Source organism: Pseudomonas sp. FP2309 (assembly GCF_030687575.1).
Taxonomy (GTDB): domain Bacteria; phylum Pseudomonadota; class Gammaproteobacteria; order Pseudomonadales; family Pseudomonadaceae; genus Aquipseudomonas.
Genome location: NZ_CP117439.1, coordinates 4,131,393 through 4,156,403, shown reverse-complemented (window position 1 = coordinate 4,156,403; position 25,011 = coordinate 4,131,393). Strand labels below are relative to the sequence as shown.

At 59.6% G+C, this 25,011-nt stretch carries 24 protein-coding genes; 14 read left to right on the top strand and 10 right to left on the bottom strand.

All coding sequences use genetic code 11. The features are described from left to right. Positions 1 to 18 precede the first annotated feature (18 nt). From PSH59_RS19010 to PSH59_RS19000, 3 genes are read right to left on the bottom strand one after another with little or no spacing between them, the layout of a single operon-like run. On the bottom strand, positions 19 to 933 hold the full coding sequence (locus tag PSH59_RS19010) for a PLP-dependent cysteine synthase family protein (RefSeq protein ID WP_305393422.1): 915 nt from the start codon (positions 931 to 933) through the stop codon (positions 19 to 21). Positions 934 to 948: 15 nt separating this feature from the next. Then, the gene (gene moeB, locus PSH59_RS19005; protein ID WP_305393421.1) at positions 949 to 2,811 is read right to left on the bottom strand and encodes a molybdopterin-synthase adenylyltransferase MoeB; all 1,863 of its coding nucleotides are present in this window, start codon (positions 2,809 to 2,811) and stop codon (positions 949 to 951) included. 38 nt (positions 2,812 to 2,849) lie between these two features. Then, positions 2,850 to 3,743, bottom strand: coding sequence for a DMT family transporter (locus PSH59_RS19000; protein WP_305395315.1), 894 nt, complete (start codon positions 3,741 to 3,743; stop codon positions 2,850 to 2,852). Positions 3,744 to 3,903: 160 nt separating this feature from the next. Here PSH59_RS19000 and PSH59_RS18995 point away from each other — a divergent pair, with 160 nt between their 5' ends. Continuing rightward, positions 3,904 to 5,328 carry a PLP-dependent aminotransferase family protein gene (locus tag PSH59_RS18995; protein WP_248078139.1) on the top strand — a complete coding sequence of 475 codons (1,425 nt, stop codon included), beginning with the start codon at positions 3,904 to 3,906 and terminating at the stop codon, positions 5,326 to 5,328. A gap of 103 nt (positions 5,329 to 5,431) precedes the next feature. Here PSH59_RS18995 and PSH59_RS18990 read toward each other — a convergent pair whose 3' ends face one another. Beyond that, the gene (locus PSH59_RS18990; RefSeq protein WP_003175525.1) at positions 5,432 to 6,250 is read right to left on the bottom strand and encodes a pyruvate, water dikinase regulatory protein; all 819 of its coding nucleotides are present in this window, start codon (positions 6,248 to 6,250) and stop codon (positions 5,432 to 5,434) included. A gap of 178 nt (positions 6,251 to 6,428) precedes the next feature. Here PSH59_RS18990 and ppsA point away from each other — a divergent pair, with 178 nt between their 5' ends. The 8 genes from ppsA to PSH59_RS18950 all read left to right on the top strand — a co-directional run bounded on the left by ppsA (position 6,429) and on the right by PSH59_RS18950 (position 14,526). Then, a complete protein-coding gene (gene ppsA, locus PSH59_RS18985; RefSeq protein ID WP_305393420.1) occupies positions 6,429 to 8,804 on the top strand; it encodes a phosphoenolpyruvate synthase in 2,376 nt (791 codons plus the stop codon). Between the two features lie 106 nt (positions 8,805 to 8,910). Continuing rightward, the gene (locus PSH59_RS18980; protein WP_305393419.1) at positions 8,911 to 9,900 is read left to right on the top strand and encodes an alpha/beta fold hydrolase; all 990 of its coding nucleotides are present in this window, start codon (positions 8,911 to 8,913) and stop codon (positions 9,898 to 9,900) included. Positions 9,901 to 10,087: 187 nt separating this feature from the next. Continuing rightward, on the top strand, positions 10,088 to 10,579 hold the full coding sequence (gene rraA / locus PSH59_RS18975; RefSeq protein ID WP_017527456.1) for a ribonuclease E activity regulator RraA: 492 nt from the start codon (positions 10,088 to 10,090) through the stop codon (positions 10,577 to 10,579). A gap of 25 nt (positions 10,580 to 10,604) precedes the next feature. After that, positions 10,605 to 11,600 carry a zinc transporter ZntB gene (locus PSH59_RS18970; RefSeq protein WP_248078136.1) on the top strand — a complete coding sequence of 332 codons (996 nt, stop codon included), beginning with the start codon at positions 10,605 to 10,607 and terminating at the stop codon, positions 11,598 to 11,600. Positions 11,601 to 11,687: 87 nt separating this feature from the next. Beyond that, a complete protein-coding gene (locus PSH59_RS18965) occupies positions 11,688 to 11,933 on the top strand; it encodes a hypothetical protein (RefSeq protein WP_005790375.1) in 246 nt (81 codons plus the stop codon). A gap of 2 nt (positions 11,934 to 11,935) precedes the next feature. Further along, on the top strand, positions 11,936 to 12,760 hold the full coding sequence (locus tag PSH59_RS18960) for a mechanosensitive ion channel domain-containing protein (RefSeq protein WP_003175519.1): 825 nt from the start codon (positions 11,936 to 11,938) through the stop codon (positions 12,758 to 12,760). A gap of 87 nt (positions 12,761 to 12,847) precedes the next feature. After that, complete coding sequence (gene sigX / locus PSH59_RS18955) at positions 12,848 to 13,438, top strand: RNA polymerase sigma factor SigX (RefSeq protein WP_003175518.1); 591 nt, start codon at positions 12,848 to 12,850, stop codon at positions 13,436 to 13,438. Positions 13,439 to 13,545: 107 nt separating this feature from the next. Continuing rightward, the gene (locus tag PSH59_RS18950; protein ID WP_248078134.1) at positions 13,546 to 14,526 is read left to right on the top strand and encodes an OmpA family protein; all 981 of its coding nucleotides are present in this window, start codon (positions 13,546 to 13,548) and stop codon (positions 14,524 to 14,526) included. A gap of 59 nt (positions 14,527 to 14,585) precedes the next feature. Here PSH59_RS18950 and cobA read toward each other — a convergent pair whose 3' ends face one another. From cobA to PSH59_RS18925, 5 genes are all read right to left on the bottom strand, one after another. Beyond that, the gene (gene cobA, locus PSH59_RS18945) at positions 14,586 to 15,329 is read right to left on the bottom strand and encodes a uroporphyrinogen-III C-methyltransferase (protein ID WP_305393418.1); all 744 of its coding nucleotides are present in this window, start codon (positions 15,327 to 15,329) and stop codon (positions 14,586 to 14,588) included. Between the two features lie 27 nt (positions 15,330 to 15,356). Then, complete coding sequence (locus PSH59_RS18940; RefSeq protein ID WP_248078131.1) at positions 15,357 to 17,027, bottom strand: bifunctional protein-serine/threonine kinase/phosphatase; 1,671 nt, start codon at positions 17,025 to 17,027, stop codon at positions 15,357 to 15,359. Continuing rightward, on the bottom strand, positions 17,027 to 18,238 hold the full coding sequence (locus tag PSH59_RS18935; protein ID WP_248078129.1) for a NarK/NasA family nitrate transporter: 1,212 nt from the start codon (positions 18,236 to 18,238) through the stop codon (positions 17,027 to 17,029). Before PSH59_RS18935 ends, PSH59_RS18940 begins: the two co-directional genes overlap by 1 nt. A gap of 210 nt (positions 18,239 to 18,448) precedes the next feature. Further along, a complete protein-coding gene (locus PSH59_RS18930) occupies positions 18,449 to 19,024 on the bottom strand; it encodes an ANTAR domain-containing response regulator (RefSeq protein WP_305393417.1) in 576 nt (191 codons plus the stop codon). A gap of 13 nt (positions 19,025 to 19,037) precedes the next feature. Beyond that, the gene (locus PSH59_RS18925; RefSeq protein WP_305393416.1) at positions 19,038 to 20,264 is read right to left on the bottom strand and encodes a CmpA/NrtA family ABC transporter substrate-binding protein; all 1,227 of its coding nucleotides are present in this window, start codon (positions 20,262 to 20,264) and stop codon (positions 19,038 to 19,040) included. 245 nt (positions 20,265 to 20,509) lie between these two features. On the opposite strand from PSH59_RS18925, the gene sctC reads away from it, so the two are divergent. The 5 genes from sctC to PSH59_RS18900 all read left to right on the top strand — a co-directional run bounded on the left by sctC (position 20,510) and on the right by PSH59_RS18900 (position 24,330). Then, the gene (gene sctC / locus PSH59_RS18920; RefSeq protein ID WP_305395314.1) at positions 20,510 to 21,976 is read left to right on the top strand and encodes a type III secretion system outer membrane ring subunit SctC; all 1,467 of its coding nucleotides are present in this window, start codon (positions 20,510 to 20,512) and stop codon (positions 21,974 to 21,976) included. 14 nt (positions 21,977 to 21,990) lie between these two features. Further along, complete coding sequence (locus tag PSH59_RS18915; RefSeq protein ID WP_305393415.1) at positions 21,991 to 22,215, top strand: FliM/FliN family flagellar motor switch protein; 225 nt, start codon at positions 21,991 to 21,993, stop codon at positions 22,213 to 22,215. A 146-nt stretch (positions 22,216 to 22,361) separates the two neighbouring features. Further along, positions 22,362 to 22,760 (top strand): winged helix-turn-helix domain-containing protein, encoded by a 399-nt coding sequence (locus PSH59_RS18910; RefSeq protein ID WP_305393414.1) that lies wholly within the window; start codon positions 22,362 to 22,364, stop codon positions 22,758 to 22,760. Then, a complete protein-coding gene (locus PSH59_RS18905; RefSeq protein ID WP_305393413.1) occupies positions 22,753 to 23,214 on the top strand; it encodes a transglycosylase SLT domain-containing protein in 462 nt (153 codons plus the stop codon). The genes PSH59_RS18910 and PSH59_RS18905 overlap by 8 nt, the downstream gene beginning before the upstream one ends. An 87-nt stretch (positions 23,215 to 23,301) precedes the next feature. Beyond that, positions 23,302 to 24,330 carry a quinone-dependent dihydroorotate dehydrogenase gene (locus PSH59_RS18900; protein WP_305393412.1) on the top strand — a complete coding sequence of 343 codons (1,029 nt, stop codon included), beginning with the start codon at positions 23,302 to 23,304 and terminating at the stop codon, positions 24,328 to 24,330. 124 nt (positions 24,331 to 24,454) lie between these two features. Here the strand turns inward: PSH59_RS18900 and rmf are convergent, their stop codons facing one another. Further along, positions 24,455 to 24,670: a ribosome modulation factor gene (gene rmf / locus PSH59_RS18895; RefSeq protein ID WP_002553055.1), complete on the bottom strand. Its 216-nt coding sequence runs from the start codon at positions 24,668 to 24,670 to the stop codon at positions 24,455 to 24,457. Positions 24,671 to 25,011 lie beyond the last annotated feature (341 nt).

Below are 25,011 nucleotides of genomic sequence, written 5' to 3'. Positions count from 1 at the left end.
GGATCGTTGGAAAACCGGTTATTCGAAGCTGGGCAGGTAGCTGTCGGCATTGTCATAGACCATGGTCAACACCACCGTTTCGGGCGGTAGTTCGGGGGCGAGCCTGGCGATGGCCACCATATTGGCGGCGGAGGACAGGCCCAGGCTGATGGCGTCGGTGCGCATGATGCGTTTGATCATGTCGATGCAGTCCTGGCGCGAGACCTTGAGCATGCCGTCGATCATATCCAGGTTGAGGATGCTTGGAATCACGCCAATCGACAGGCCCTGGATATGGTGCGGCGCATGCTGGTTTTTCAGCAGGTCACACTCTTCGGGCTCCACGCCCATCACGCGGATGGCCGGCCAGTGGGTCTTGAGTGTTTCGCCGATACCGGTGATATGGCCACCGGTGCCGATGCCGGACACGAAGTAGTCCACGCGGCGCTTGCCAAAGGCGCGGATGATTTCCGGCGCGGTGGTGTCGCGATGGGTCTGTGGGTTGGCGCCGTTGCGTTGCTGGTTGAGCATCACGTAGCTCGGGTTTTCCAGTTGCAGCTCCATGCATTTTTCGCCATGGGAGTTGTTGCCGAGACGGCTGTCGGACAGCACCACCTTGGCCCCGTACAACCGCAGCAGCTTTTGCTTCTCGGGGCTGTAGTTGTCGGGAATCACCAGCACCACCTTGTAGCCCAGCACATTGCCGGCCATGACCAGGCCTATGCCGGTGTTGCCGCCGCTGGGTTCGATGATGGTTTGCCCGGAATCGCGGATCAGCACGCCCCGGCGCTCGGCGTCGAGGATCATGGCCAAGGCGATGCGCGCCTTGTGGCTGCCGCCTGGGTTGAGTGATTCGAGCTTGGCGTAGACCTCGATGCCGAGGTCTTCGGAGAACTGCGTCAGGCGCACGATGGGTGTGTCGCCGATGACATCGAGGATTGAGTTATGCAGCATCAGTCAGCCCCCGGATCAGTACAACGGCATGTCGGGTTCGACGTCGCGCACCCAGTGCTTCATGCCGCCTTGCAGCACTTTGGTGTTGGCGAACCCGGCGGCCAGCAGCGTGCTGGCGGCCCGTTCGGCGCGGGTGCCGGCATAGCAGATCAGGTAGTGAGTGCTGTCGCGGCTGAGGCGGTCGAGTTGCCCGTCCAGCTCATCCAGGGGGATATGCACCACGCCTGGTAACTTGCACACCTCCAGTTCGCTGGCGTCGCGCACGTCCAGCAACACGTCGGCACTGCGCGGGTGTTCGAGCAATTGCTTGAGTGCCCGTGGCTTGATGTAGCGCTCTTCTGCCAATGACGGAACACTCGGCATCTTGTCGGCGCAGACCGCCGGCGCGACGGTTTCACTGTGCCGCAACTCTGAACAGCACGGGCAATCGGCGCGGCGCTTGAAGCGGATCTCGCTGAACTTCATCGCCAACGCATCAAACCGCATCAGGCGCCCCGACAGCGGCTCGCCGATGCCGATCAGCAATTTGATCGCTTCAGTGGCCTGGATCATCCCCACCACCCCCGGCAGCACGCCGATCACGCCACCGGCGCTGCAATTGGGCGCCAGTTCCGCCGGCGGTGCCTGGGGGAACAGGCAGCGGTAGCACGGCCCGCCTTTGTAGTTGAGCACGCTGATCTGCCCGTCGAAACGGTAGATGGCGCCGTACACCAAGGGCTTGTCCAGCTGTACGCAGGCGTCGTTGACCAGGTAGCGGGTGTCGAAATTGTCCGTGCCATCGATCACCAGGTCATAGGCGTCCACCAGTTCCAGGGCATTGTCGGCATTCAAGGCGGTGTCGTGGGCGTTGATCTGGATGTGACGGTTGAGGTCCTGCAAACGCTGCTTGGCGGACTCGACCTTGGGCATGCCCAGCGTGCTATTGCCGTGGACGATCTGGCGCTGCAGGTTGCTGCTTTCCACCACGTCGAAATCCACCAGGCCCAGGGTGCCAATGCCGGCTGCCGCCAGATACAGGCTGATGGGCGATCCCAGACCGCCGGTGCCGATGATCAGCACCTTGGCTTTTTTGAGGTTCAACTGGCCTTCGCGGCCGACCCCGGGCAGGGTGATGTGGCGCACATAGCGCTGGACTTCTTCATTGCTCAAACTGTCGACGTCGATGCCGCCTGATGTTGCGAGCAGCACTTCGATTCTGGTTTTTTCCGGCAAGGGTTCATCCGCGTCGATCAGCGCTTGCTCGGCGGTAAACAGGAAGTGCTCCTTGAGCTGGTTGTTGTTCTCGTGAAACAGATGCTGACGCAACTGCGGGTGGCTGCTGCAGAGGTTTTCCATGACTTCGCGCAGTGTCGATCCGGTGCCCTTAAGGGTCGATTCCGGCAGCTTGGCCACACGAACCAGGATATCGGGGAAAGAAACAGCGTTCATGGACAACTCCGTGTGCAGGTCGTTGAAAGGGGTGAGGGCGAAATGCTTGCCATCCCAGGCAAACAGCTTGGAGCCCAGGGCCTGGCCCTGGCGAACATCGACCACCAGGTAGCTCACCGGGTAGATCGGTTCGCCCATGAACAGGGCCTTGTCCTGGTCTTCATCGCTGAAATAGGCGCCGACGTCCGGGTGGGAGTGGTAGATCACCACCACCGGGTTGTCGCTGCGAAACGCCTTGTTCAGCAGCAGGGTGTCGGCCACGGAAAAGGTGTAGCCATTGGCCGCGCTGCGCGGGTACATCTCGGGGTTCTTGCGGTGCAGTTCATTCTGGATATTGCAGCCCAGGTACACGCTGCCGTCGGCGAAGACGAAGCCACAGCATTCCTCGGGATAGCTGCGGCTGGCGTGGGCGTAAATCTGTTCCAGGGCTTCGGGGCGGAGCACGTCCATGTTTCTCTCGCGTTTCTGGTGGTTAGGGGGCCGGAGGGTCAATTTTTCTTGGCCATGAGTTTTTCGATGGGCAACTTGGTGATTGCAAAACCGGCCAGCAGGACGGCCGAGTACAGCATCAGGTCGCGGGAAATCTCCACGCCTTCGTACCAGGCGCCGATGATCACCGCGAACACTGGGAAGATGATGAACACGAATGACAGGATGATCGGGCTCAAGCGCTTGAGCAGCATGAAGTACACGATGAACCCGCCCACCGAGGCCACCAGCCCCAGGTAGACCAGCGCACTCCAGGAGCGCAGGGTGATGTTTTCAAAGGCCGGCGTCTCGAACCACAGGCCAGCCACGAACAGCATCAACCCGGCAATGCCGATGGGCAGGGTGTTGTAGGTGATGACGCTGATGGCGCTGCCTTTCTGTTTGGTGATGACGTAGCACAAGGCGTGCATGACGGCGGCGGTCAGGATTGCCAGGACGCCGAAGAACTCCGCGTGATCCAGGTGCAGGCCCTGGCTCTTGATGATCATGTAGAGGCTGCCGAAGCCGATGCCGATACCGACCACCTGTGAGAAGTAAATGCGCTCGCGCAGGAATAACGCGGAGAAGATCAGGATAAACACCGGCATGCAGCTGAACAGCAGGGCGGTGAGGCCGGATGAGACATGCATCTCACCGTAGTTGAGCAGGTAGTACGGCACGCTGAAATACGACAGGGTGACGAACACGAAGAACCAGCGACTTTCGCGGGGAAACAGGATGGGCTCGCGGCGCACCATGGCAAAACACAGGAACAGCGGGAAAGCGATCAGAAAGCGCAGGCCGGCGGAGGTGAGCGGTGGGACGCTCTCTACGGCAATTTTGATCCCCAGCCACGTAGTCCCCCAGCTCAGGCACACGATCAGGAACATCACACTGGTGACCAGCCCGGCCAACCACTGTTTTTGAGTTTTGATTTTGGCGGTGTTTTCGACAACGGCGGACATTGGCATCGTTTATTGCTTCCCTGAGCCTGAATTGAACTCTATATTGAACTTGTAATGAGTTATGTAATTCGGCGATTGAACCCGTAAAAGCACACTATTAGGGCAAAAGATGGCTGTCAAAACAAATATTGACATGGTGTCAATTATGCGTGAGGGGTTGTCCAACGGGCAGGGCGTCAAGTACAAGCGCCTGTCCGATGTCATGGAACGCGGCATCCTCGAAGGCTTGATTGAACCGGGACGAAAATTGCCGCCCCATCGGGTGCTTTCCGACAACCTGGGTGTGACCATCGGCACCATAAGCCGGGCCTACGGCGAACTGGAACGCCTGGGGTTGGTAGTCGCCCGGGTCGGTGACGGTACATTCGTGCGCAAGCGTGGGATGGAGCGCCAGCGCGACGAAGGTTTTCGCAACGTCAGCGAGGAGCCGCGCCAGTACTTCGATATGAGCCGTAACATGCATATCCCAGGGCAGGAAACGACCTTCCTGGCCCAGAGCTTCCAAACCCTGGCGACCAACGCCAAGTTCCTCCAGGACATCAGCGCCTACACGCCGGATGCCGGCCTGCCGCGCTACCGCGAGGCCGGCGCGCAGTGGCTGGTGCAGCGTGATTTTCATCCGATCCCCGAGCAGGTGATTTGCGTCAACGGCGGCCAGCACGGGCTGTTGTGCGCGATGATGGCGCTGTTGCGCGCCGGGGATACCGTGGTCACCGAGCAACTCACTTACCCAGGCCTGATAACCGCCGCGCGCATGCTCGGCATTCGTTTGATCGGCCTGGAGATGGATGAAGAGGGCGTGCTGCCGAGCGCGCTGGATGAAGTCTGTCGTAACCACCGGATTTCGGCGTTGTATTGCACGCCGACGATCCAGAACCCCACCACGGCGGTGCTTTCGGTGACGCGCCGCGAAGCGCTGGTCAGGGTGTGCCGCGAACACAACCTGCTGATTCTTGAGGATGAAGCCCACGGGGTACTGGTGGAGGACCGTCCGCCGCCCCTGAGCCATTTCGCCCCCGAACGTACGATTTTAATCAGCAGCCTGAGCAAGGCGGTGTCCGCCGGGCTTCGCGTGGGTTACGTGCATGCACCTCCGGCGTTGGTCAGCCGGATTTCGGCGGCCCTGCGGTCAACCTGCTGGATGGCGACCCCGGTCACTCTGGAACTGGCCACGCAATGGATCGAGAACGGCACGGCCGAGTACCTGTTGCGTCAGCAGATCAACGAGATCAGCCGGCGCAAGGCCCTGGTGCGTGACCTGCTGGCGGGCTTGGAATACCGCACGCACCTCAACAGCCCGCACTTTTGGATTGAAGTACCGGAGCCGTGGCGTGCGTCGGAAATCGAGGCGGAGCTCAAGCAGAACAACTACCTGATCGCCACCGCCGAAGCGTTCGCCGTCGGGCAGACGGCTGTGCCGCAGTTTATTCGGGCGAGCATTTGTAATACGTCCGGGGATGATCAGTTGTTGCTGGCCGGTTTCGATGCGCTGGCGACAGCGCTGGGGCAGGGCGGCGGGCGGTTTCACCTGTAAAGCCCCATCACTTTCGTAGCGCTCGCGCCTGTTGTGGCGAGCGGGACTCCTGTGGCGAGCGGGCCTGCTGGCCTGACAGGCCCGCTGGGGGAAGGGATGCTGGTTACTTGAACCGTCGCTCTACACCCTTTTCCACCAGAATCTTCGCTGAAATCTCTTCCACCGAAAAATGCGTGGAATTGATGTGCGCAATATTCTCGCGACGGAACAGATTTTCTACTTCGCGCACTTCAAACTCGCACTGGGCATAACTGGAGTAGCGACTGTTGGGTTTGCGCTCGTTACGGATGGCGGTGAGGCGGTCCGGGTCGATGGTCAGGCCGAACAGCTTGTGCGAATGGGCGCGCAGCGCGGCCGGCAGCGTCAGGTGCTCCATATCGTCTTCGGTCAACGGGTAGTTGGCCGCGCGGATGCCGAACTGCATGGCCATGTACAGGCAGGTGGGCGTTTTGCCGCAGCGAGACACGCCTACCAGGATCAAATCGGCCTTGTCATAGTAGTGGGTGCGCGCGCCATCGTCGTTATCGAGGGCAAAGTTCACCGCCTCGATACGCTCCATATAGTTGGAGTTATGCCCAATGGAATGGGACTTTCCGACCGAATAGGAGGAGTGTTCACTCAACTCTTGCTCCAGTGGCGCGAGGAACGTCGAGAAGATGTCGATCATGAAACCATTCGAAGTGGCGAGGATCTCACGAATGTCTTGATTGACGATGGTGTCGAAAATGATCGGCCGAAAGCCGTCTTTTTCTGCCGCCAGATTGATTTGTTGTACCATGGCCCGCGCTTTATCCACGCTGTCGATATAGGGCCGCGTGAATTTGGCGAACGTGACGTTTTCGAACTGCGCGAGCAGGCTTTGACCCAATGTCTCAGCTGTAATGCCGGTGCCGTCGGAGATAAAGAAAGCAGATCGTTTCATTTGAGCCCTGGGCCTTAAGCTGATGACGAATCTTGGATATGATAGGCGCGATTTTGCTGTCCCACAGTGGGCCGCATTCTCACTTATTTTCCAGGTCCAGGCCACAAACGCAGGTATTCGCTCCTACTGAGCAGCCGGCGTCCTGAGCTTTTCCAACACAGTTAGTGGAGAGATCACCTTGGTAGAGTACGTAGTTTCCCTCGATAAGCTCGGCGTCCATGATGTAGAGCACGTGGGGGGCAAGAACGCATCCCTCGGCGAGATGATCAGTAATCTTGCAGGCGCTGGTGTTTCGGTGCCGGGTGGTTTCGCCACCACGGCCCAGGCTTACCGTGATTTTCTCGAACTGAGCGGCCTCAATGCTCAGATCCACGCCGCGCTGGATGCTCTGGACGTCGATGACGTCAACGCCCTGGCCAAGACCGGTGCCCAGATCCGTCAATGGATCATGGAAGCCGAGTTCCCCGAGAAGCTCAACGAAGAAATCCGCACCGCCTTCGCGGCACTGTCGGCCGGCAATCCGGACGTCGCCGTTGCGGTGCGCTCCTCGGCCACCGCTGAAGACCTGCCCGATGCCTCCTTTGCGGGTCAGCAGGAGACCTTCCTCAACATCCGCGGCGTCGAAAACGTGATCCGCGCGGCCAAGGAAGTGTTCGCCTCGCTGTTCAACGACCGCGCCATTTCCTACCGTGTACACCAGGGTTTCGACCACAAGCTGGTGGCCCTGTCTGCCGGTGTGCAGCGCATGGTGCGTTCGGAAACCGGCACCGCCGGCGTGATGTTCACCCTCGATACCGAGTCCGGCTTCCGTGACGTGGTGTTCATCACCGGCGCCTACGGCCTGGGCGAAACCGTCGTACAAGGCGCGGTCAACCCGGACGAATTCTACGTACACAAGGGCACCCTCGAAGCGGGCCGCCCGGCCATCCTGCGCCGTAACCTGGGCAGCAAGGCGATCAAGATGATCTACGGCGACGAGGCCAAGGCCGGTCGTTCGGTGAAAACCGTCGAAGTCGACAAGGCTGACCGCGCGCGTTTCTGCCTGACCGACGCCGAGGTCAGCGAACTGGCCAAACAAGCAATGATCATCGAAAAGCACTACAAGTGCCCGATGGACATCGAGTGGGCCAAAGACGGTGACGACGGCAAGCTGTACATCGTGCAGGCTCGCCCGGAAACCGTGAAAAGCCGCACCTCGGCCAACGTTATGGAACGCTACCTGCTAAAAGAAACCGGCACCGTGCTGGTGGAAGGCCGCGCCATCGGCCAGCGCATCGGCGCCGGCAAGGTGCGGATCATCAAGGACGTCTCCGAGATGGACAAGGTCCAGCCAGGCGACGTCTTGGTTTCCGACATGACCGACCCGGACTGGGAACCGGTCATGAAGCGCGCCAGCGCCATCGTCACCAACCGTGGCGGGCGTACCTGCCACGCGGCGATCATCGCTCGTGAACTGGGGATTCCAGCGGTCGTCGGTTGCGGCAACGCCACCCAACTGCTCAAGGATGGCCAGGGTGTCACGGTGTCCTGCGCTGAAGGCGACACCGGGTTCATCTTCGAGGGTGAGCTGGGCTTCGACATCAAGCAAAACTCCATCGACGCCATGCCGGACCTGCCGTTCAAGATCATGATGAACGTCGGCAACCCGGACCGCGCCTTCGATTTCGCGCAGTTGCCGAACGCCGGTGTGGGCCTGGCCCGTCTCGAATTCATCATCAACCGCATGATCGGCGTGCACCCCAAGGCCCTGCTGAATTACGACGGCCTGCCGCCGGAGATCAAGGACAGCGTCGACAAGCGCATTGCCGGCTACAACGACCCGGTGGGTTTCTACGTCGAGAAGCTGGTGGAAGGCATCAGCACCCTGGCTGCGGCGTTCTACCCGAAAAAGGTCATCGTGCGCCTGTCGGACTTCAAGTCCAACGAATACGCCAACCTGATCGGCGGCAAGTTGTACGAGCCGGAAGAAGAGAACCCGATGCTGGGCTTCCGTGGCGCGTCGCGTTACATCAGCGAAGCGTTCCGCGACTGCTTCGAGCTTGAATGCCGCGCGCTCAAGCGTGTACGCAATGAGATGGGTCTGACCAACGTCGAAATCATGGTGCCGTTCGTGCGCACCCTGGGCGAAGCCAGCCAAGTAGTGGACCTGTTGGCCGAAAATGGCCTGTCCCGTGGTGAGAATGGCCTGCGCGTCATCATGATGTGCGAACTGCCGTCCAACGCGATTCTGGCCGAAGAGTTCCTGGAGTTCTTCGACGGTTTCTCCATCGGCTCCAACGATCTGACCCAGCTGACCCTGGGCCTGGACCGTGATTCGGGGATCATCGCGCACTTGTTTGACGAGCGTAATCCTGCGGTCAAGAAGCTGCTGGCGAACGCCATCCAGGCGTGCAACAAGGCCGGCAAGTACATCGGCATCTGTGGCCAAGGCCCTTCCGACCACCCTGACCTGGCCAAATGGCTGATGGAACAGGGCATCGAAAGCGTCTCGCTGAACCCGGATTCCGTGCTGGAAACCTGGTTCTTCCTGGCTGAAGGTCAAGCGTCCGCTTAAGGTCGCTTGGTCAAAAGTGCCGGTCACCTGTTGAGGGTGACCGGCATTCTTATCTGTACAGGGCGGGCATCCTTGCGGACGCCGCCCTTTTTTGTGCAAGAGCATTATGCAAAGCAGCAGCAATCTGTTTCCCGTCGCCTTGATCAGTGCTGAACGTCGTGGCGACCTGAGTGAAGATGTATACCGCCTCAAGCCCGGTAACAGCCCCGACGGCACCGTCGAGCTGGCGGTTACCCGATTAGGCCTGGCTGATGTCGCGGAAAACCGGGGCATCCCCGTTATTTTGTTGCATGGCAGCTTTTCCAATCGACGCTTCTGGTACTCGCCCAAGGGTATCGGCCTGGGCGCCTACTTGGCGCGGCAGGGGTTTGACGTGTGGATCCCGGAAATGCGCGGTCATGGTCTGTCCAAGCGCAATCACGACTACGCCAAAAACCGGGTTGCCGACTACGCGCGTTACGATTTGCCGGCCATCGGCGCGTTTGTGAGGGAGCAAAGCGCGCAGATTCCACATTGGATCGGCCATTCCCTGGGAGCTACCACCCTGGCGGCGGCCCTTGGCGGTCAGTACCTGGGGGCGCCGGCGGTGGCTTCGGTGGCATTGTTTGGCTGCCAGGTCAGCCGCACCCACTGGCCGTTGAAAATCCCGCCGGTGGAATGGACCGGCCGATTGCTCATGAAACGCTTCGGCCGGGTATCTGGCTCGCGGTTCAAGCGCGGTCCGGAGGATGAGCCTGCGGGTGTGATGATCGAGGCCATGCGCTGGAATGGTTTGTTCGGCCGTTTTGGCGATGCAAAGCTGGATTGGTGGAAAGGTCTCGCCCAAGTCGAGGTGCCATTACTGGCAGTCAGTGCCGCTGGCGATCAGCAGGACCCGGACTGGGCCTGTCGTAAACTTTTCGACCAGGTCGGCTCTGAACATCGCCAGTACCTGCTCCTTGGCCGCCGGCAGGGTTTCACTGGAGATTTCGGGCATGTGGAGATGTTGGTCAGCAAAGCGGCTCAGGTCGAAGTGTGGCCGCTGGTGGAGCAATGGCTGAAGGACCCGCTCACTCCTTTGTTCGGTGCCCCTGCCGAAATCCCTGCGACGGTTTGATGCAGGGCTCTGCCAAGGGCGTTTCGCTCCTGCAAGGTTGCGGCTAAGATATGACGCGTTAAACGCTTCTGGTCATATTCAGTCGCTTGGTCGCTATTGCGTTACGGCGAAGCGAATGGGATGTTGCGCACCGGCCTCGCTGGCGCTTCTTTCGAAAGACACTTCTTTGGCAGAAAGGAATTTTTCAATGAACCATTACGTGACCCCCGACCTGTGTGACGCCTACCCGGAACTGGTGCAGGTGGTCGAGCCGATGTTCAGCAATTTCGGTGGCCGAGATTCCTTCGGTGGCGAGATTGTCACCATCAAGTGCTTCGAAGATAACTCGCTGGTCAAGGAGCAAGCCGATCAGCCGGGCGCCGGCAAGGTGCTGGTGGTCGACGGTGGGGGGTCACTGCGTCGCGCTTTGCTGGGCGACATGATCGCCGAGAAAGCCGCGAAGAATGGCTGGGAAGGCCTGGTGATCTACGGTTGCATCCGTGACGTCGATGTCATCGCCCAGACCGATCTGGGGGTGCAGGCCCTGGCCAGTCACCCGATGAAGACCGACAAGCGTGGTATCGGCGACCTGAACGTGGTGGTCACGTTTGCCGGCGTGACCTTCCGGCCCGGCGAATACATTTATGCCGATAACAATGGTGTGATCGTTTCGCCCAGCCCGCTGAAAATGCCTGAATAAATCGCAATAGCCGACAGGGGTGAGGATGTTCGAGGAAGAAAACGCGCAATGGGGGTTGGTGCATGCCCTGGTGCTGGACGGTAAAGGCGGTGCGCGTTCGATTGCCCGGACTGAGCTCGATGATTTGCAGCTGCAGCCCCAGGAAAGCCTGTGGCTGCACTGGGATCGCAGCCATCCTCAAACGCAGACCTGGCTGCGCAAAGCCAGTGGTTTGAGTGAGTTTGCCTGTGATCTGCTGCTGGAGGAGAACACGCGGCCAAGGCTGCTACCGTTGCCCGAGGCCGAACTGCTGCTGTTTCTGCGTGGGGTCAACCTCAACCCTGGCGCTGAGCCCGAAGACATGGTCTCGGTACGCATTTTCGCGGCCGCAAGCCGTGTGATCTCGCTGCGCCTGCGCCCGCTGCGTGCCACCGATGAACTGCTGGTGCAGTTGGCGGACGGCAAAGGCCCAAGAACCGCGTCGGAACTCATCCTCTATATGGCGCAGTACCTGACCAATAAAGTGCAGGATCTGGTCACGGACTTGTCAGAAATCGTCGATACCGAAGAAGAAAAACTCGATACCGACGAACGGTACACTCCCGAACACGGCAGCATTTTGCAGATCCGTCGGCGAGCGGCCGGGCTCAAGCGATTCCTGGCGCCGCAACGGGATATTTTCGCCCAACTGACCCGAATCAAATTAGCGTGGTTCTGTGACGACGATGCCGATTACTGGAACGAATTGAACAACAGTCTGACCCGCTACCTGGAAGAGCTCGAACTGACTCGGGAGCGCGTGGGGCTTGTGCTTGAGGCCGAAGACCGCCGTTTGAGCGTGCGTATGAATCGCACCATGTACCGCTTTGGGATCATCACCGGGATCTTTCTGCCGATGAGCTTTTTGACCGGCCTGCTGGGCATCAACGTGGGGGGCATACCGTTCTCGCAGAGCCCTTACGGATTCATGTTGGCGTGCCTGTTGATGGTGTCGGTGGCCCTGGGACAATGGTGGCTTTTTCGACGATTACGCTGGGTTTGAGCTGAATATGAGCTGAACGTAGGAAAGGGGGCATGTGACCCCAGGAATTTTACCCTCGTCTTTTAAATCACTTGCGAGAGGTCTTTTATGCACGATCCGTTCGAACAGTCTTTGCGTGACATGCTCAATGCCTCGCCGTCCAACCGCGACGACGATGCCTGCCTGGGCCGCGTTTTGAAAACCGCCAACCGTCAAGTGGGGGCGGGTGATCTGTTCGGGCTGCTCGGTCGTTGGCTGCCGGCGTTGATGATGGCCCTGAACAATGGTTCGGCCCACGTATCACCGGTCTCCCGTCGTAAACCTCTTGCGCGCACTGCTGATAAGGCTGATTGAATATGGAACTTGATCTCTGGACCCAAAGCCTGGTCACCGCAATGACCGCATTGTGGACCAAGGTGGCGAACTTCATTCCGAACCTGTTTGGTGCGCTGGTCCTGGTATTGCTGGGTTTTGTCGTGGCCAAACTGCTCGACACCCTGCTGTCCAAATTGCTCGCAAAGCTGGGCCTGGACCGCTTGATGGCGGGTACTGGCCTGACCAAGCTGCTGGGGCGTGCCGGGTTGCAGGTGCCGATCTCCACATTGATCGGCAAGATCGTTTATTGGTTTGTTTTGCTGATTTTTCTGGTATCGGCGGCTCAGTCTCTTGGACTTGAGCGAGTTTCAGCTACGCTCGACATGCTGGCGCTGTATTTGCCGAAGGTTTTCGGTGGCGCGCTGGTGCTGCTGGTAGGTGTTTTGCTGGCGCAACTGGCCAATGGGCTGGTGCGCGGCGCTGCCGAAGGCGTAGGGCTGGATTATGCAGCTGGCCTGGGGCGAATTGCCCAGGGTCTGGTGATTATCATCAGTATTTCAGTCGCGATCAGCCAGTTGGAGGTCAAAACTGACCTGCTCAACCACGTGATTGTGATCGTTTTGATTACCGTTGGTCTGGCCGTTGCGCTGGCCATGGGCTTGGGAAGTCGGGAAATTGCCGGTCAGATTCTTGCGGGAATCTATGTGCGTGAGTTGTATCAGGTGGGGCAACAGGTGCGTGTGGGCGAGGTCGAAGGGCAAATCGAGGAGATCGGCACAGTCAAGACGACGGTGCTGACCGATGACGGCGACCTGGTGTCGTTGTCCAATCGGATTCTCCTGGAGCAGCAGGTCAGTAGCCGCTAATCCGGCAAACCCTGCTAATGTACGCCGCCGCAAACCCGGCTGACCGGGCTGTAGCGGACATTGACCTGACTGTCGGCACGACTTGTTTTGAATAAAGCCCAAACGCTGTCCACGCGCTATGACCCCCGTGAGCTCTCTGATGAGGAGTTGGTCGCGCGTGCGCACACGGAGCTGTTTCACGTAACTCGCGCGTATGAAGAATTGATGCGCAGATATCAACGCACTCTGTTCAACGTTTGTTCAAGGTATTTAGGGAACGATAGAGATGCGGATGATGTCTGTCAGGAGGTGATGCTCAAGGTGCTGTACGGCCTGAAGAACTTCGAGGGCAAATCGAAGTTCAAGACATGGCTCTACAGCATCACGTACAACGAGTGCATCACGCAGTATCGGAAGGAACGGCGAAAGCGTCGCTTGATGGACGCTTTGAGTCTTGACCCCCTTGAGGAGGCGTCTGAAGAAAAGGCGCCGGCACCCGAGGAGAAGGGCGGACTTGATCGCTGGCTGGTGTATGTGAACCCGATTGACCGGGAAATTCTGGTGCTTCGATTTGTCGCAGAGCTGGAGTTTCAGGAAATCGCTGACATCATGCACATGGGTTTGAGTGCTACAAAAATGCGTTACAAGCGTGCTCTAGATAAATTACGTGAGAAATTTGCGGGCGAGACTGAAACTTAGTGCGTGGCAAATATCTCTTACGTGTAGGCAAGTTCTGTTAGACTTGTCGCCGAGTTGTCCCCCGGTTTGTGGGACTGCTTTACAATCACCAGATGGGGATTTAACGGATGAAACTGAAAAACACCTTGGGCTTGGCCATTGGTTCTCTTATTGCCGCTACTTCTTTCGGCGTTCTGGCACAAGGCCAAGGCGCAGTTGAAGGCGAGCTGTTCTACAAGAAGCAGTACAACGATAGCGTCAAGCACATCGAAGACGGCTTCAATCCTGGCGCTCGCATCGGTTACTTCCTGACCGACGACCTGTCCTTGAACCTGTCCTACGACAAAACCAACCACACCCGTTCGAACGACGGTACTGGCAACCAGAAGATCAAAGGTGATACCGGCAGCCTGACTGCTCAGTACCACTTCGGTCAGGCTGGCGTTGACAGCCTGCGTCCATACGTAGAAGGCGGTTTCGGTCACCAGAGCCGCACCAACGTGCTGGCTGACGGCCACAGCGGTCGCGATCAGACCACTCAGGCTATCGTGGGTACCGGTGTTAAGTACTACTTCACCAACAACCTGTACGCTCGTGCCGGTGTTGAAGCTGACTACGGTCTGGACAACGGCAAGTGGGACTACTCCGCACTGGTCGGTCTGGGCGTGAACTTCGGCGGTAACGCTGGCGCAGCTGCTCCAGCTCCTACCCCAGCACCAGCTCCAGAGCCAACTCCAGAGCCAGAAGCTCCAGTTGCTCAGGTTGTTCGTGTTGAGCTGGACGTTAAGTTCGACTTCGACAAGGCCGTTGTTAAGCCTAACAGCTACGGCGACGTGAAAAACCTGGCCGACTTCATGGCTCAGTACCCAGCTACCAACGTAGAAGTTGCTGGTCACACTGACTCCGTAGGTCCAGACGCCTACAACCAGAAGCTGTCCCAGCGTCGTGCTGACGCTGTTAAGCAAGTCCTGGTTAAAGACGGCGTGGCTCCTAGCCGTGTAACTGCTGTAGGTTACGGCGAATCCCGCCCAGTTGCTGACAACGCAACTGAAGCTGGTCGTGCTGTTAACCGTCGTGTAGAAGCGTCGGTTGAAGCTACCGCTCAGTAATTACTGAGTTGTAGAAAAAACCCGGCTCCGGCCGGGTTTTTTTTCGCCTTGAATTTACCTCAAGCGCTGGCTGCCGATGCCAGGAAGGCGGCTTGTTCAGCGGCGGCAACACTGCCGATCACCAGGATCGCCGGGCTCTTCAAAGCGAATGCGTGTGCATCCTCATGCATCCTCGACAACTCACTGCGGCATTCGCGCTGCTGGGGCAGCGATGCATTTTCGATCATCGCCACGGGCATGTGCGCGGCCATCCCGCCTTCCAGCAATTGCCGACGAATCTCCTCCAGCTTGGCCACCCCCATATAAATCACCAGGGTCGTGCCGCCTTCGGCCAAGGCGCGCCAGTTGAGTTGGCTATCGTCCTGAGTGTGTGCCGTGACCAAAGTCACGCCACGGCTGACACCGCGCAACGTCAGTGGAATCGCGCAGTTCGTTGCTCCGGCCAATCCAGCGGTAATCCCGTTGACCAGCTCTACCTCGATGCCGCGCTCGCGCAGCCATATCGCTTCTTCGCCGCCGCGTCCGAAAATGCACGGATCGCCGCCCTTGAGCCGTACCACGCACTTGCCCTGGCGTGCGTAGCGCAGCATCAGGCGGTGGATAAAATCCTGCGGCGTTGAGCGGCAGCCACCGCGTTTGCCCACGGTAATAACCCGCGCCTGGGCACAGTGTTCCAACACCGCTGGGTTGACCAGATCGTCGATCAATACCACATCGGCTTCGTGCATTGCCCGTACCGCTTTGAGGGTCAACAGTTCCGGATCACCGGGGCCTGCGCCCACCAGCCAGACTTTTGCATTCATGGGGGTTTGCCTCGTGTAGAGATGACGTTAACTGTGAAAAACGGAATACAGCAGCACCAGGTTGATCAGGAGCGACAGCAACGCCAGGGTGCGCCAGACCATCAATGGCTCGCGCTCCAGCAGCGGGCGTGGGCGAACGCTCAGCTCCCGCCGATCGGCTTGCTCAAGCACTACCAACCATTCTTCGGCGGTTTCGTAACGTTGTTCTGGTTGTGACGCCACGGCCCGCTCCAGGCTCAGTGGTAGCCAATCCGGCAGGTCGGGCCGATAGCGGCTGGCGCTGACCGGCTGGCTGAACCTGGGCCGTTGGAACGCTTCGATTTCCCCGTAGGGATAGTGCCCGGTCAGCAGGTAATACAGGGTGACGCCGACGCTGTATAAATCCTGTTGGGCCGTAGGACGTTCGCCATTGAAGGCCTCGGGTGCAATAAAACTGGGGGTGCCGGGTAGCGCATGGGCACGGTCTTCTGAAAGACCGGGGCAGTACGCCAAGCCAAAATCCAGCATGCGTAATTCACCGTCGTCGCCCAGCAGCAGGTTTTCCGGCTTGATGTCGCGGTGCAGGATCTGCCGTCGATGCAGCATGCCCACCGCCCGCAGCAAGCGCTCGGCCACCGACTGCCATTGCGCCAAGGGTAATGGGCCTTGGCGCTTGAATGTTTCGGCCAGGGTCAGCCCCGGATATTCACGCATCACGTAGTACAAATGCTGACGTGCACTGGCGGCATGCACTTCAGGGAACGCCCGACCGGCCACCCGTCGCAAAAACCATTCTTCCGAAAGCAGCGCCTGGCCGGCGTCGCTGTCGTCGTCGCGGTTCAGGGGCAGAGTCTTCAGCAGCCAGGGTTGCTGTTGGGCATCGTGCACCCGATACAGCACTGACTGTCGGCTCTGTGCAAGCACTGCGTCCACGTGCCAGCCTTCAAAGCGTTGGCCGGGTTTTAAAGCTGGTGGCAGGGGCCATTGCTGCAATTGCACCAGCGCGTCGCCCAGGGTGGCTTCTCCAAGGGTGTCGATACGCACCAGCAAGGCGCTGGCATTGTCCTGGCTGCCGGCCAGATGCGCCGCGTTGACCAGGGTGTTGACCGCCAGGTCCAGGTCGGTCTGCTCGCGCAGGATCCCTCGGATACTGTGATCACCCAGCGTGGCCCAAACCCCATCGCTGAGCAGCAGGAAGCATTCGCCCTCGCGCAATTGACCGTCGAGGAAGTCCAGCACCAAATGCTGATCCAGGCCCAGCGCGCGCTTGAGCACGTGCTGCATCCCTGGCTGGTCCCATACGTGGTCTTCGCTGATGCGCTGCAGTTCACCGTCCAGCCAGCGATAGGCCCGACAGTCACCGACATGCGCCAGGGTAAAGCGCTGTCCGCGAAACACCAGGGCACTGAGGGTGGTGAGCAACGGTTGGCCACCTCCATTGGCCTGCAGCCAGCGATTCTGCGCCAGCAGCAAGCGTTCCAGGGCCTGCGCCACGCTCCAGGTTTGCGGCGTGGCGTAGTAATCCAGGGCCAGGGCCTGCAAGGTCGAGCGGGCGGCCAGACCACCATCGGCGCATTGGCTGACACCGTCGGCCATGGCACAGAGGTAGCCTTTGCTCGCCGCCAGCTCTGCCACGGGGGTGACCACCCGCAGCGCGTCCTGGTTTTCTGCCCGAGGGCCGATGGCGCTGGCTTGGGCGACGCTCAGTTGCAGGCTCATCAGACGCGCGCAGCGGTCACGGCAGCCGAGCCCCAAGTGGTTCTCCAGCGACGCTTGACGCCATGCAGGCCGAACCACGCCAGCACGCCGAGACTGGCGAACAACCACAAGGCCAACTGATAGCTGCCGGTGCTTTGCTTGATGGCGCCCATGCCGGCCGCCAGGGCGAAACCACCGATGCCGCCAGCCATACCGATCAGGCCGGTCATTACCCCGATTTCACGGCGAAAACGCTGCGGTACCAACTGGAATACAGCGCCATTGCCCGCGCCTAGACCGAGCATGGTGCAGACAAAAAGTGCCAGCGCCGCGTAGGAGCTGGGCAGGTTGAAGCCCACCGCTGCAATGCAGATCGCCGCCACGCTGTACATGCCGAGCAGGGTACGGATCCCGCCGAAACGGTCGGCCAGGGCGCCACCCAGTGGGCGCATCAGGCTGCCACCGAACACGCAGGCGGCGGTGTAGTAGCCGGCGGTGACGGGGCTCAGGCCGTACTGGTCGTTGAAATAGCCGGGCAGGGCGCTGGCCAGGCCGATAAAGCCGCCAAAGGTCACGCTGTAGAAAAACATGAACCACCAACTGTCGCGGTCGCCCAAAGCCTTGAAGTAGTCAGCCATGGATTTGGCTTTAGGGCGTTCGGGGGCATTTTGCGCGAGCCAGGCGAACACAATCAGGGTCAGGATCAGCGGAATCAGCGCGAAGCCGAACACATTGCTCCAGCCAAACGCCGCTGCCAGCACTGGTGCGAGCAAGGCGGCAAATACGGTGCCGGAGTTCCCGGCACCGGCGATGCCCATGGCCTTGCCCTGATGTTCTGCCGGGTACCATTGGGAAGCCAGGGGCAGCGCCACGGCGAACGACGCGCCGGCCATGCCGAGGAACAGGCCCAACAGCAACGCTTGCTCGTAACTGTGAATCCCCAGTTTCCAGGCGCCGAATAACGCGACGATCACGATCACTTGGCCAATCAGACCCGCGGTCTTGGGCGACAGCTTGTCCGCCAGCATGCCCATCAGAAAGCGCAGCACCGCGCCCGCCAGGATCGGCGTGGCCACCATCAGGCCGCGTTGTTGGGTGGTCAGGTGCAGGTCGGCGGAGATTTGCACGGCCAGAGGCCCCAACAAATACCAGACCATGAAGCTCAGGTCGAAATACAGGAACGCGGCAAACAGGGTCGGGGTGTGCCCGGATTTCCAGAAGCTTGATTTCATCACGCACCTCAACGGTTGGGAGTCTTATAGAAGGCCTGGTGATGGAGCAGCCGGCTGAGGCCACCCCACCGGCCCCGTGTTAAAGGGGCCAAAACAAAAAAACGCCGCCACCGGGTTCGCTAAGGCAAACCGGATGTGCGACGTCTTTGTCGTGGAGGGGCAACCGCCGTTGGTTACCTGTAGTAATTCTTTAGCAAGTCCCGCGCCATATCAGCCGAGCAACTCGCTCATGGCGATAATCTGCTCGGCGACCTGGATCAATTTCTGCTGGCGGCTCATGGCCTGCCGGCGCATCAGGGTGTAGGCCTCTTCCTCGTTGCAGTCCTTCATTTTCATCAGCATGCCTTTGGCCAATTCAATGCGCTTGCGCTCGGCCAACTGCTGGTCACGGGCCTGAAGTTGCGCGCGCAACGCCTGATCGCTTTCGAAACGAGCCATGGCCACGTCGAGAATCGGCTGCAGGCGCTGGGCCTGGATGCCTTCGACGATGTACGCACTGACGCCTGACTTGATGGCCTGGCGCATCACGTCCGGATCATGCTCGTCGGTAAACATTACGATCGGCCGTGGTTGGTCGCGACTGACCAGCACCACTTGCTCCATCACATCGCGGCCCGGTGACTCGGTATCGATCAGGATCACGTCCGGGCGCACCGTTTCGACGCGCGCCGGCAGGTCGATGGTCAGGCCGGACTCGTCGATGACCTCAAAACCGGCCTCGATCAGCGCGGCTCTGAGGCGCCCGACCTTGCGTGGGGTGTCATTGATCAACAGGATTCGCAGCATAGAGGTGCTCCCGTCAGCGTAAGGCTTGGCGGCTGGCGTGTTCGGCCAGGGCGTGCAGACGGAAGCTGCGGGCGTACGCGGCAGGGTCCGAGCCGTCCCAGACCTTGCCGTCGATCAGTTGGCTGCTGCGCGTGTCGTGCTGCGGGGTGTTGATACCCAAGGCATCGGCCGCTTGGCGATAAAGCGTCAGTTGCTGTACGCGACGGGCAACGCCTTGGTAGTCAGGGTCTTCGCGCAGCAGACCCCAGCGTCGAAACTGGGTCATGAACCACATGCCATCGCAGAGGTACGGCAGGTTCACCTCGCCGTCGGCGAAAAATCGCAGGGCATGGGGGTCCTGCCAGCGGTTACCCAGGCCATCGTCATAAACCCCCAGCAGGCGCGGTTCGATGCACTCGACAGGCGCGTCAAGGTAGTCGCGACCGCTGAGTAACTGCGCAGTGGAGCGGCGGTTTTCGGTGCTTTGCTCAATGAACCGGCTGGCTTCGAGAAGGGCCATGACCAGCACGCGGGCGGTATTGGGGTATTGGTCGACGAAGGCTTGTGTGCAGCCGAGTACCTTTTCCGGATGATTCGGCCAGATCGCCTGGGTCGTTGCCAGGGTAAACCCCTGGTGTTGCGCTACCGCGCTGGCACTCCAGGGTTCGCCGACGCAAAAGCCGTCGATACGCCCAGCCTGTAAGTGCGCCACCATTTGCGGCGGCGGGACCACTACACTGTTCACGTCTTGCAACGGATGAATGCCCTGGCTGGCGAGCCAGTAATACAGCCACATCGCATGGGTGCCAGTGGGAAAGGTCTGGGCGAAGGTGAGTTTTGTTCGGCTTTGGTGCACGTGGCGGTCCAGCGCCTCAGGAGTGACCACCCCCTGGTGTTGCAGGCCGCGGGACAGGTTGATGCTCTGACCGTTCTGGTTGAGCCCCATCAACACCGCCATGTCGGTAGGCGCTACACCGCCGATACCCAAGTGCACGGCATAGATCAGCCCGTACAGGCTGTGGGCGGCATCCAGTTCGCCGCTGACCAGTTTGTCCCGCAGGTTGGCCCATGAGGATTGACGCTTGAGGTTCAAGGTCAGGCCGTAGGGTTGCGCAAAGCCCTGGGTGGCGGCCACCACCAGGGACGCGCAATCGCTAAGGGCCATGAAGCCCAGGTCAAGGCTGCTTTTTTCCGGTGCATCGCTGCCGTTGACCCATGCCAGCGGGTCTTTTATCGGGCTGTTGCCAACCGAATCATTCATCACTATCTACCTTTTCTTTCAAAAAAAAGCGTCGTTCCCTCAAATGGCGATGCAAGCCATTGCGGGTAACGACGCCTTTGTCCGTAAGCCCGCTCCGCCGTTGGTGCGCGCTTTGATACAGAGTGCTTAGCAAGGCACATGCCACGGGCCGAGCGGCACGCCTGACCATCAGCTTTTCATCAAGATTGAAAGTGAGCGCCCTCTCAGTATGGCCGCTTCTTATGACCTGGCTGCCCAGCAAACCCATGGCGTACGCTGACTTCTCCGCAACATTATCCTGCCACTGGCTGTGCCGCTGGTTGCTGTGTACTGCCTTGGTGCTGGTAAACGGGTCGGCCTGGGGCAAAAGCTATCAGGCGCAGGACGAAAGCCTGCATACCGTTTTTACCGTCCTGTCGTTGCCCCTTGGCGTGCCTGTCGTGGCGAGCCGTGAGGTCGCGCGTAAACGTTTCAGTGGAACTGTCGATCTCGAGGAACCCCAGCATGCACTTGAGGCGTTGGCGTTACAACACGGCTTGATCTGGCACAGCGACGGGCAAGTGCTTTACCTCTATGACGCCAGCGAGGCAAAAAGCTCGGCGGTGACGTTGCGGCATATTTCCGTCGACAGGTTTCGCAGCCTGATGCGCCGTTCCGGGTTTGATGAAAATCGCCATCCCTTGCGCGTAAACGGGCAGCGGACATTCTATGTGTCCGGCCCGCCACGCTATGTTGATCAAGTACTGAACCTGGCTCAGTTGATGGATCGCCAGCGCGCCGCATTGCGTGTGGGGAACCAGGCGTTTGCTGTGGTGCAAATCCTCAATACGCATGTGGCGGACCGTGAGTACGCGATGGGCGAGGACAAGGTCGTGGTGCCAGGGATGGCGTCGATGATCAAGACCCTGCTGGCAGGCGAACAGAAGGGCCCATTGGCCGACAAGGGGCTTGCGGTGATCGCCTATCCAGACACCAACAGCTTGCTGGTCAAGGGCAAACCCGCCCAACTCGGTTTCATTGAGCAACTGGTGGCCGAACTGGACACGCCCAAGCGGGCTATTGAGGTTTCGTTGTGGCTGGTTGATGTAGAGCGTGAAGCGCTGGAAAAGCTGGATCCGGCCTGGGGTAAGGAGGTCAAGACCCAGGTTTCACGGGTTTTCGAACCACTGGACGACGAGCGGTTGATGGCGCAAATCGCCACGCTGGAGCGTCGACGTCGGGCCAGGGTGGTGACATTGCCGGTGATTCTCACCCAGGAGAATGTGCCGGCCGTGTTTCGGGATAACCACACGTTCTACCTGCCAGCTCCCGGAGAAGACGACACCGATTGGAAGCCTGTGAGTTATGGCTCGCAGGTCAGCGTTTTGCCGCGTTTTGTCGGGGCGAATCAGATCGAGATGCTGCTTGATATTGTGGATGGACGCCAGGTGAGTGAAGTGGGGCGGCGGGGTAAGCCGACAGCGGTGGGTCAGGTAGGGGTCAGCAGCGTGGTTCGGGCACCGCAGGGTAAACGTCTTTGGCTGGGTGCATTTAGTCGGGAGGAACGAGCGCAAGGACGCAGTGCTGGTTCGGGCAGCTCGTCCAAGGTTCGTCTGTTCGTGATTCAGGCCAGGGCCGTGGCTGATGAGCCTACCGCCCAGGCCGCAGGCAGTGGCCCACCGCCTTTGACGTCGGCGCAATACGAGCGTGTGCAACGTGCGTTCGTGCGACCGGGTCGCGACATCTCTCCATAAAAGGCGCTCATCCAATGCATCTGGAAATTTTGTTACAGGAACAATTGATCAGTCGCAGGCGGCTTGCGGCTTTCGCGCCGGGAAAGGTGCTGCCATTGGCGCCGCAGGTTACTCATTGCGTAGAGGTACGGGTGAACGGCCAGTTGCTCGCCTTGGGCGAATTGGTGCAATTGGAGGATCGGTTAGGGGTTGAGCTGCACGAGGTCTACCAAGAGTGGGTATTAAGTGGGAGGGTGTAGAGAAAACTCTTACAGGGTGATTCTAAAAAGCGCTCGACATATGGGCTCTTTCCTAGGGTGCGACGTCATGTAGATTTTTATAGTCGGGGCCTGGGCGAAAGAGCCAGTACTGCAAACAAGGACTTCAATGTCATACCGAGGTAGCTATGGCCGTCGTGAATGATGGGTTGACGACGACTTCCCTGATCTTTGCCCGTTGGACCCTGCTGGATGATGGTCGCCTGACCGGTGACGGTGTGGATGTTCAGTTACCCCCCAAGGAGTGGCATGTATTGAGGCTGCTGCTGCGCTCAGGCGGTCTGCTGATGACCAAGGATCGGCTGTTGGAGCTGGTATGGCCCCAGGGAGAGGTCGCCGAGGAGTCGCTGACGCGCTGTATTTACTCACTTCGCAAGCATCTGGGGGCCGATAAAGGATTTATCAAGACGATCTATGGTCGCGGGTACCGCTTTACCTGTCCGGTGAGGGCTGAAGGCGATGGGGCGGCGCGTGTGGGGAGTGTGGAGCATGTGTGTTCGGCGTGTGGCCAGGTCAGTCATGGGTAAGGGATGGCGCAACGTGTTGTTGCTTGGGCTATTGATGAGTAGCGCTCAGGCGCAGGCCTATTGCTGGGAAGAAACTGCCCGGCGTTACGACATCGAGCCGGAATTGCTGCAGGCTATCGCCGCCGTCGAGTCAGGTTATAGCCCCGAGGTAATTAACGACGCGAACCGCAACGGCACCCGCGATGTGGGGCTTATGCAGATCAACAGCATTCACCTGCCACGTTTGCTCAAGCTGGGCATTACCGAGGAGCGGCTATTAGCCGAGCCCTGCCTCTCGGTGGAGGTGGGTGCTTCGATACTGGCCGAGTTTATCCAGCGCTTTGGCTACAACTGGACGGCGGTGGGGGCCTACAACGCAGGCCCGGGCTCGGGGCCGCAGCGCGACGCGTTGCGAATGCGCTACGCAGAAAAAATCTGGGCGCGTTACGAGGCACTGGTACAGCAGCGCTATTGACGGTTTCGGCGGCGCGCCTCGCGTGCGCACCGCCACCCTGGCTATAATCGCAGCCACCTTCCGCCGCCATTCGAGTCTAGCCCCCCCATGTATACCCTGGCCCGCCAGCTGTTGTTCAAACTCTCCCCGGAAACTTCCCACGATCTGTCCCTGGACCTGATCGGCGCCGGTGGCCGGCTGGGGCTCAATGGGCTGGTATGCAAGGCGCCGGCAAAAATGCCGGTGTCGGTGATGGGGCTGGAGTTCCCCAACCCGGTGGGTCTGGCCGCCGGCCTGGACAAGAACGGCGCGGCCATCGATGGCTTTGCACAACTGGGCTTCGGTTTTGTCGAGATCGGCACCGTGACCCCGCGACCGCAGCCGGGCAACCCCAAGCCGCGTATTTTCCGTTTGCCGGATGCGGAGGCGATCATCAACCGCATGGGCTTCAACAACCTGGGCGTCGATCACCTGCTATCGCGGGTTCAGGCTGCGAAATTCAAGGGCATTCTTGGCATCAACATCGGCAAGAACTTCGACACGCCGGTAGAGCGCGCCGTGGATGATTATCTGATCTGCCTGGACAAGGTCTATGCCCACGCCAGTTATGTCACCGTCAACGTCAGCTCGCCGAACACGCCGGGCCTGCGCAGCCTGCAGTTCGGTGACTCCCTCAAGCAATTGCTCGAAGCCTTGCGCCAGCGCCAGGAAGATCTGGCCGTGCGCTATGGCAAGCGCGTGCCCCTGGCCATCAAGATTGCCCCTGACATGAGCGATGAAGAAACCGTGCTGGTGGCCCAGGCCCTGGTGGATTCCGGTATGGACGCGGTCATCGCGACCAACACCACGTTAAGCCGTGTCGGCGTCGAAGGTCTGGCCCATGGCGATGAGGCGGGTGGCCTGTCGGGTGCGCCAGTTCGGGACAAGAGCACGCATATCGTCAAGGTTCTGGCCGCCGAGCTGGCTGGCCGCTTGCCTATCATTGCGGTAGGCGGTATCACCGAGGGCAAGCACGCGGCCGAGAAAATCGCCGCCGGTGCAAGTCTGGTGCAGTTGTATTCCGGCTTTATCTACAAAGGGCCGGCACTGATTCGCCAATCGGTGGATGCCATTGCCGCTTTGCCAAGAAACCCTTGATCGCCACCCATTAAAAAGGGCTCCATAAAGGAGCCCCCTGGGCCGAAGCCCGCCGCCCGGATAGGACGTGCGTGGTTAAGTCGTTACATATTCAAAGGTGGTGTGTCGGAGTTAAGTGCCCTGATTAGCCGACGGCGTGAAGTTCGTTGAGTCTGTGGATTCCCGCAGTGCCTGTCATACCGTCCCAGTTGTCGCCGCGTCCTTCGCGCCAGCCGTTGATCCAGGCTTGACGTACCGACGGTAGAGTAAATGGGCAAAGCTCACGGGATTTGCCATGAACGCCATATTGATATCCGCGTAAAAATGCTCTTTCCAACGGATCACGCTTAAGTCTTCTCATAGGGTGTTTCCCTCACTTGTTGACTGTCTTGATATCCTTCGGCCTCGTCTGGGGCCGGGCAGAGTTTTTCTGCCGTTGGTGGGCTCGCTGCCGGCGTGGCGAGCCAAGGTGTCGGCGTCGTTACGGCGCCAACCTGTGTTGAGTTCTAACCAATAGGTCACATGGATTCAATGATCGTTTTGTCATAAGCACGTAACGATAACGATGCTATAGCCATAAGCTGGGATGGCTTTTCGCCCCATTTGTCTGGCAAAGCCAGCTATGATGCACCCTGCAAAGAGGATGGGTTTAATCCTTTAGTGAGAATGTCCGCCCGTTGCAGTCGGTTACTATTCGACGAA

Coding starts and splice junctions, on each gene's coding strand:
- PSH59_RS19010 (WP_305393422.1), bottom strand. CDS start 933: ATGCTGCATAACTCAATCCTCGATGTCATCGGCGACACACCCATCGTG.
- moeB (WP_305393421.1), bottom strand. CDS start 2,811: ATGGACGTGCTCCGCCCCGAAGCCCTGGAACAGATTTACGCCCACGCC.
- PSH59_RS18995 (WP_248078139.1), top strand. CDS start 3,904: ATGGCTGTCAAAACAAATATTGACATGGTGTCAATTATGCGTGAGGGG.
- PSH59_RS18990 (WP_003175525.1), bottom strand. CDS start 6,250: ATGAAACGATCTGCTTTCTTTATCTCCGACGGCACCGGCATTACAGCT.
- PSH59_RS18980 (WP_305393419.1), top strand. CDS start 8,911: ATGCAAAGCAGCAGCAATCTGTTTCCCGTCGCCTTGATCAGTGCTGAA.
- rraA (WP_017527456.1), top strand. CDS start 10,088: ATGAACCATTACGTGACCCCCGACCTGTGTGACGCCTACCCGGAACTG.
- PSH59_RS18970 (WP_248078136.1), top strand. CDS start 10,605: ATGTTCGAGGAAGAAAACGCGCAATGGGGGTTGGTGCATGCCCTGGTG.
- PSH59_RS18965 (WP_005790375.1), top strand. CDS start 11,688: ATGCACGATCCGTTCGAACAGTCTTTGCGTGACATGCTCAATGCCTCG.
- PSH59_RS18960 (WP_003175519.1), top strand. CDS start 11,936: ATGGAACTTGATCTCTGGACCCAAAGCCTGGTCACCGCAATGACCGCA.
- PSH59_RS18950 (WP_248078134.1), top strand. CDS start 13,546: ATGAAACTGAAAAACACCTTGGGCTTGGCCATTGGTTCTCTTATTGCC.
- cobA (WP_305393418.1), bottom strand. CDS start 15,329: ATGAATGCAAAAGTCTGGCTGGTGGGCGCAGGCCCCGGTGATCCGGAA.
- PSH59_RS18940 (WP_248078131.1), bottom strand. CDS start 17,027: ATGAGCCTGCAACTGAGCGTCGCCCAAGCCAGCGCCATCGGCCCTCGG.
- PSH59_RS18935 (WP_248078129.1), bottom strand. CDS start 18,238: ATGAAATCAAGCTTCTGGAAATCCGGGCACACCCCGACCCTGTTTGCC.
- PSH59_RS18930 (WP_305393417.1), bottom strand. CDS start 19,024: ATGCTGCGAATCCTGTTGATCAATGACACCCCACGCAAGGTCGGGCGC.
- PSH59_RS18925 (WP_305393416.1), bottom strand. CDS start 20,264: ATGAATGATTCGGTTGGCAACAGCCCGATAAAAGACCCGCTGGCATGG.
- sctC (WP_305395314.1), top strand. CDS start 20,510: ATGGCGTACGCTGACTTCTCCGCAACATTATCCTGCCACTGGCTGTGC.
- PSH59_RS18915 (WP_305393415.1), top strand. CDS start 21,991: ATGCATCTGGAAATTTTGTTACAGGAACAATTGATCAGTCGCAGGCGG.
- PSH59_RS18910 (WP_305393414.1), top strand. CDS start 22,362: ATGGCCGTCGTGAATGATGGGTTGACGACGACTTCCCTGATCTTTGCC.
- PSH59_RS18905 (WP_305393413.1), top strand. CDS start 22,753: ATGGGTAAGGGATGGCGCAACGTGTTGTTGCTTGGGCTATTGATGAGT.
- PSH59_RS18900 (WP_305393412.1), top strand. CDS start 23,302: ATGTATACCCTGGCCCGCCAGCTGTTGTTCAAACTCTCCCCGGAAACT.
- rmf (WP_002553055.1), bottom strand. CDS start 24,670: ATGAGAAGACTTAAGCGTGATCCGTTGGAAAGAGCATTTTTACGCGGA.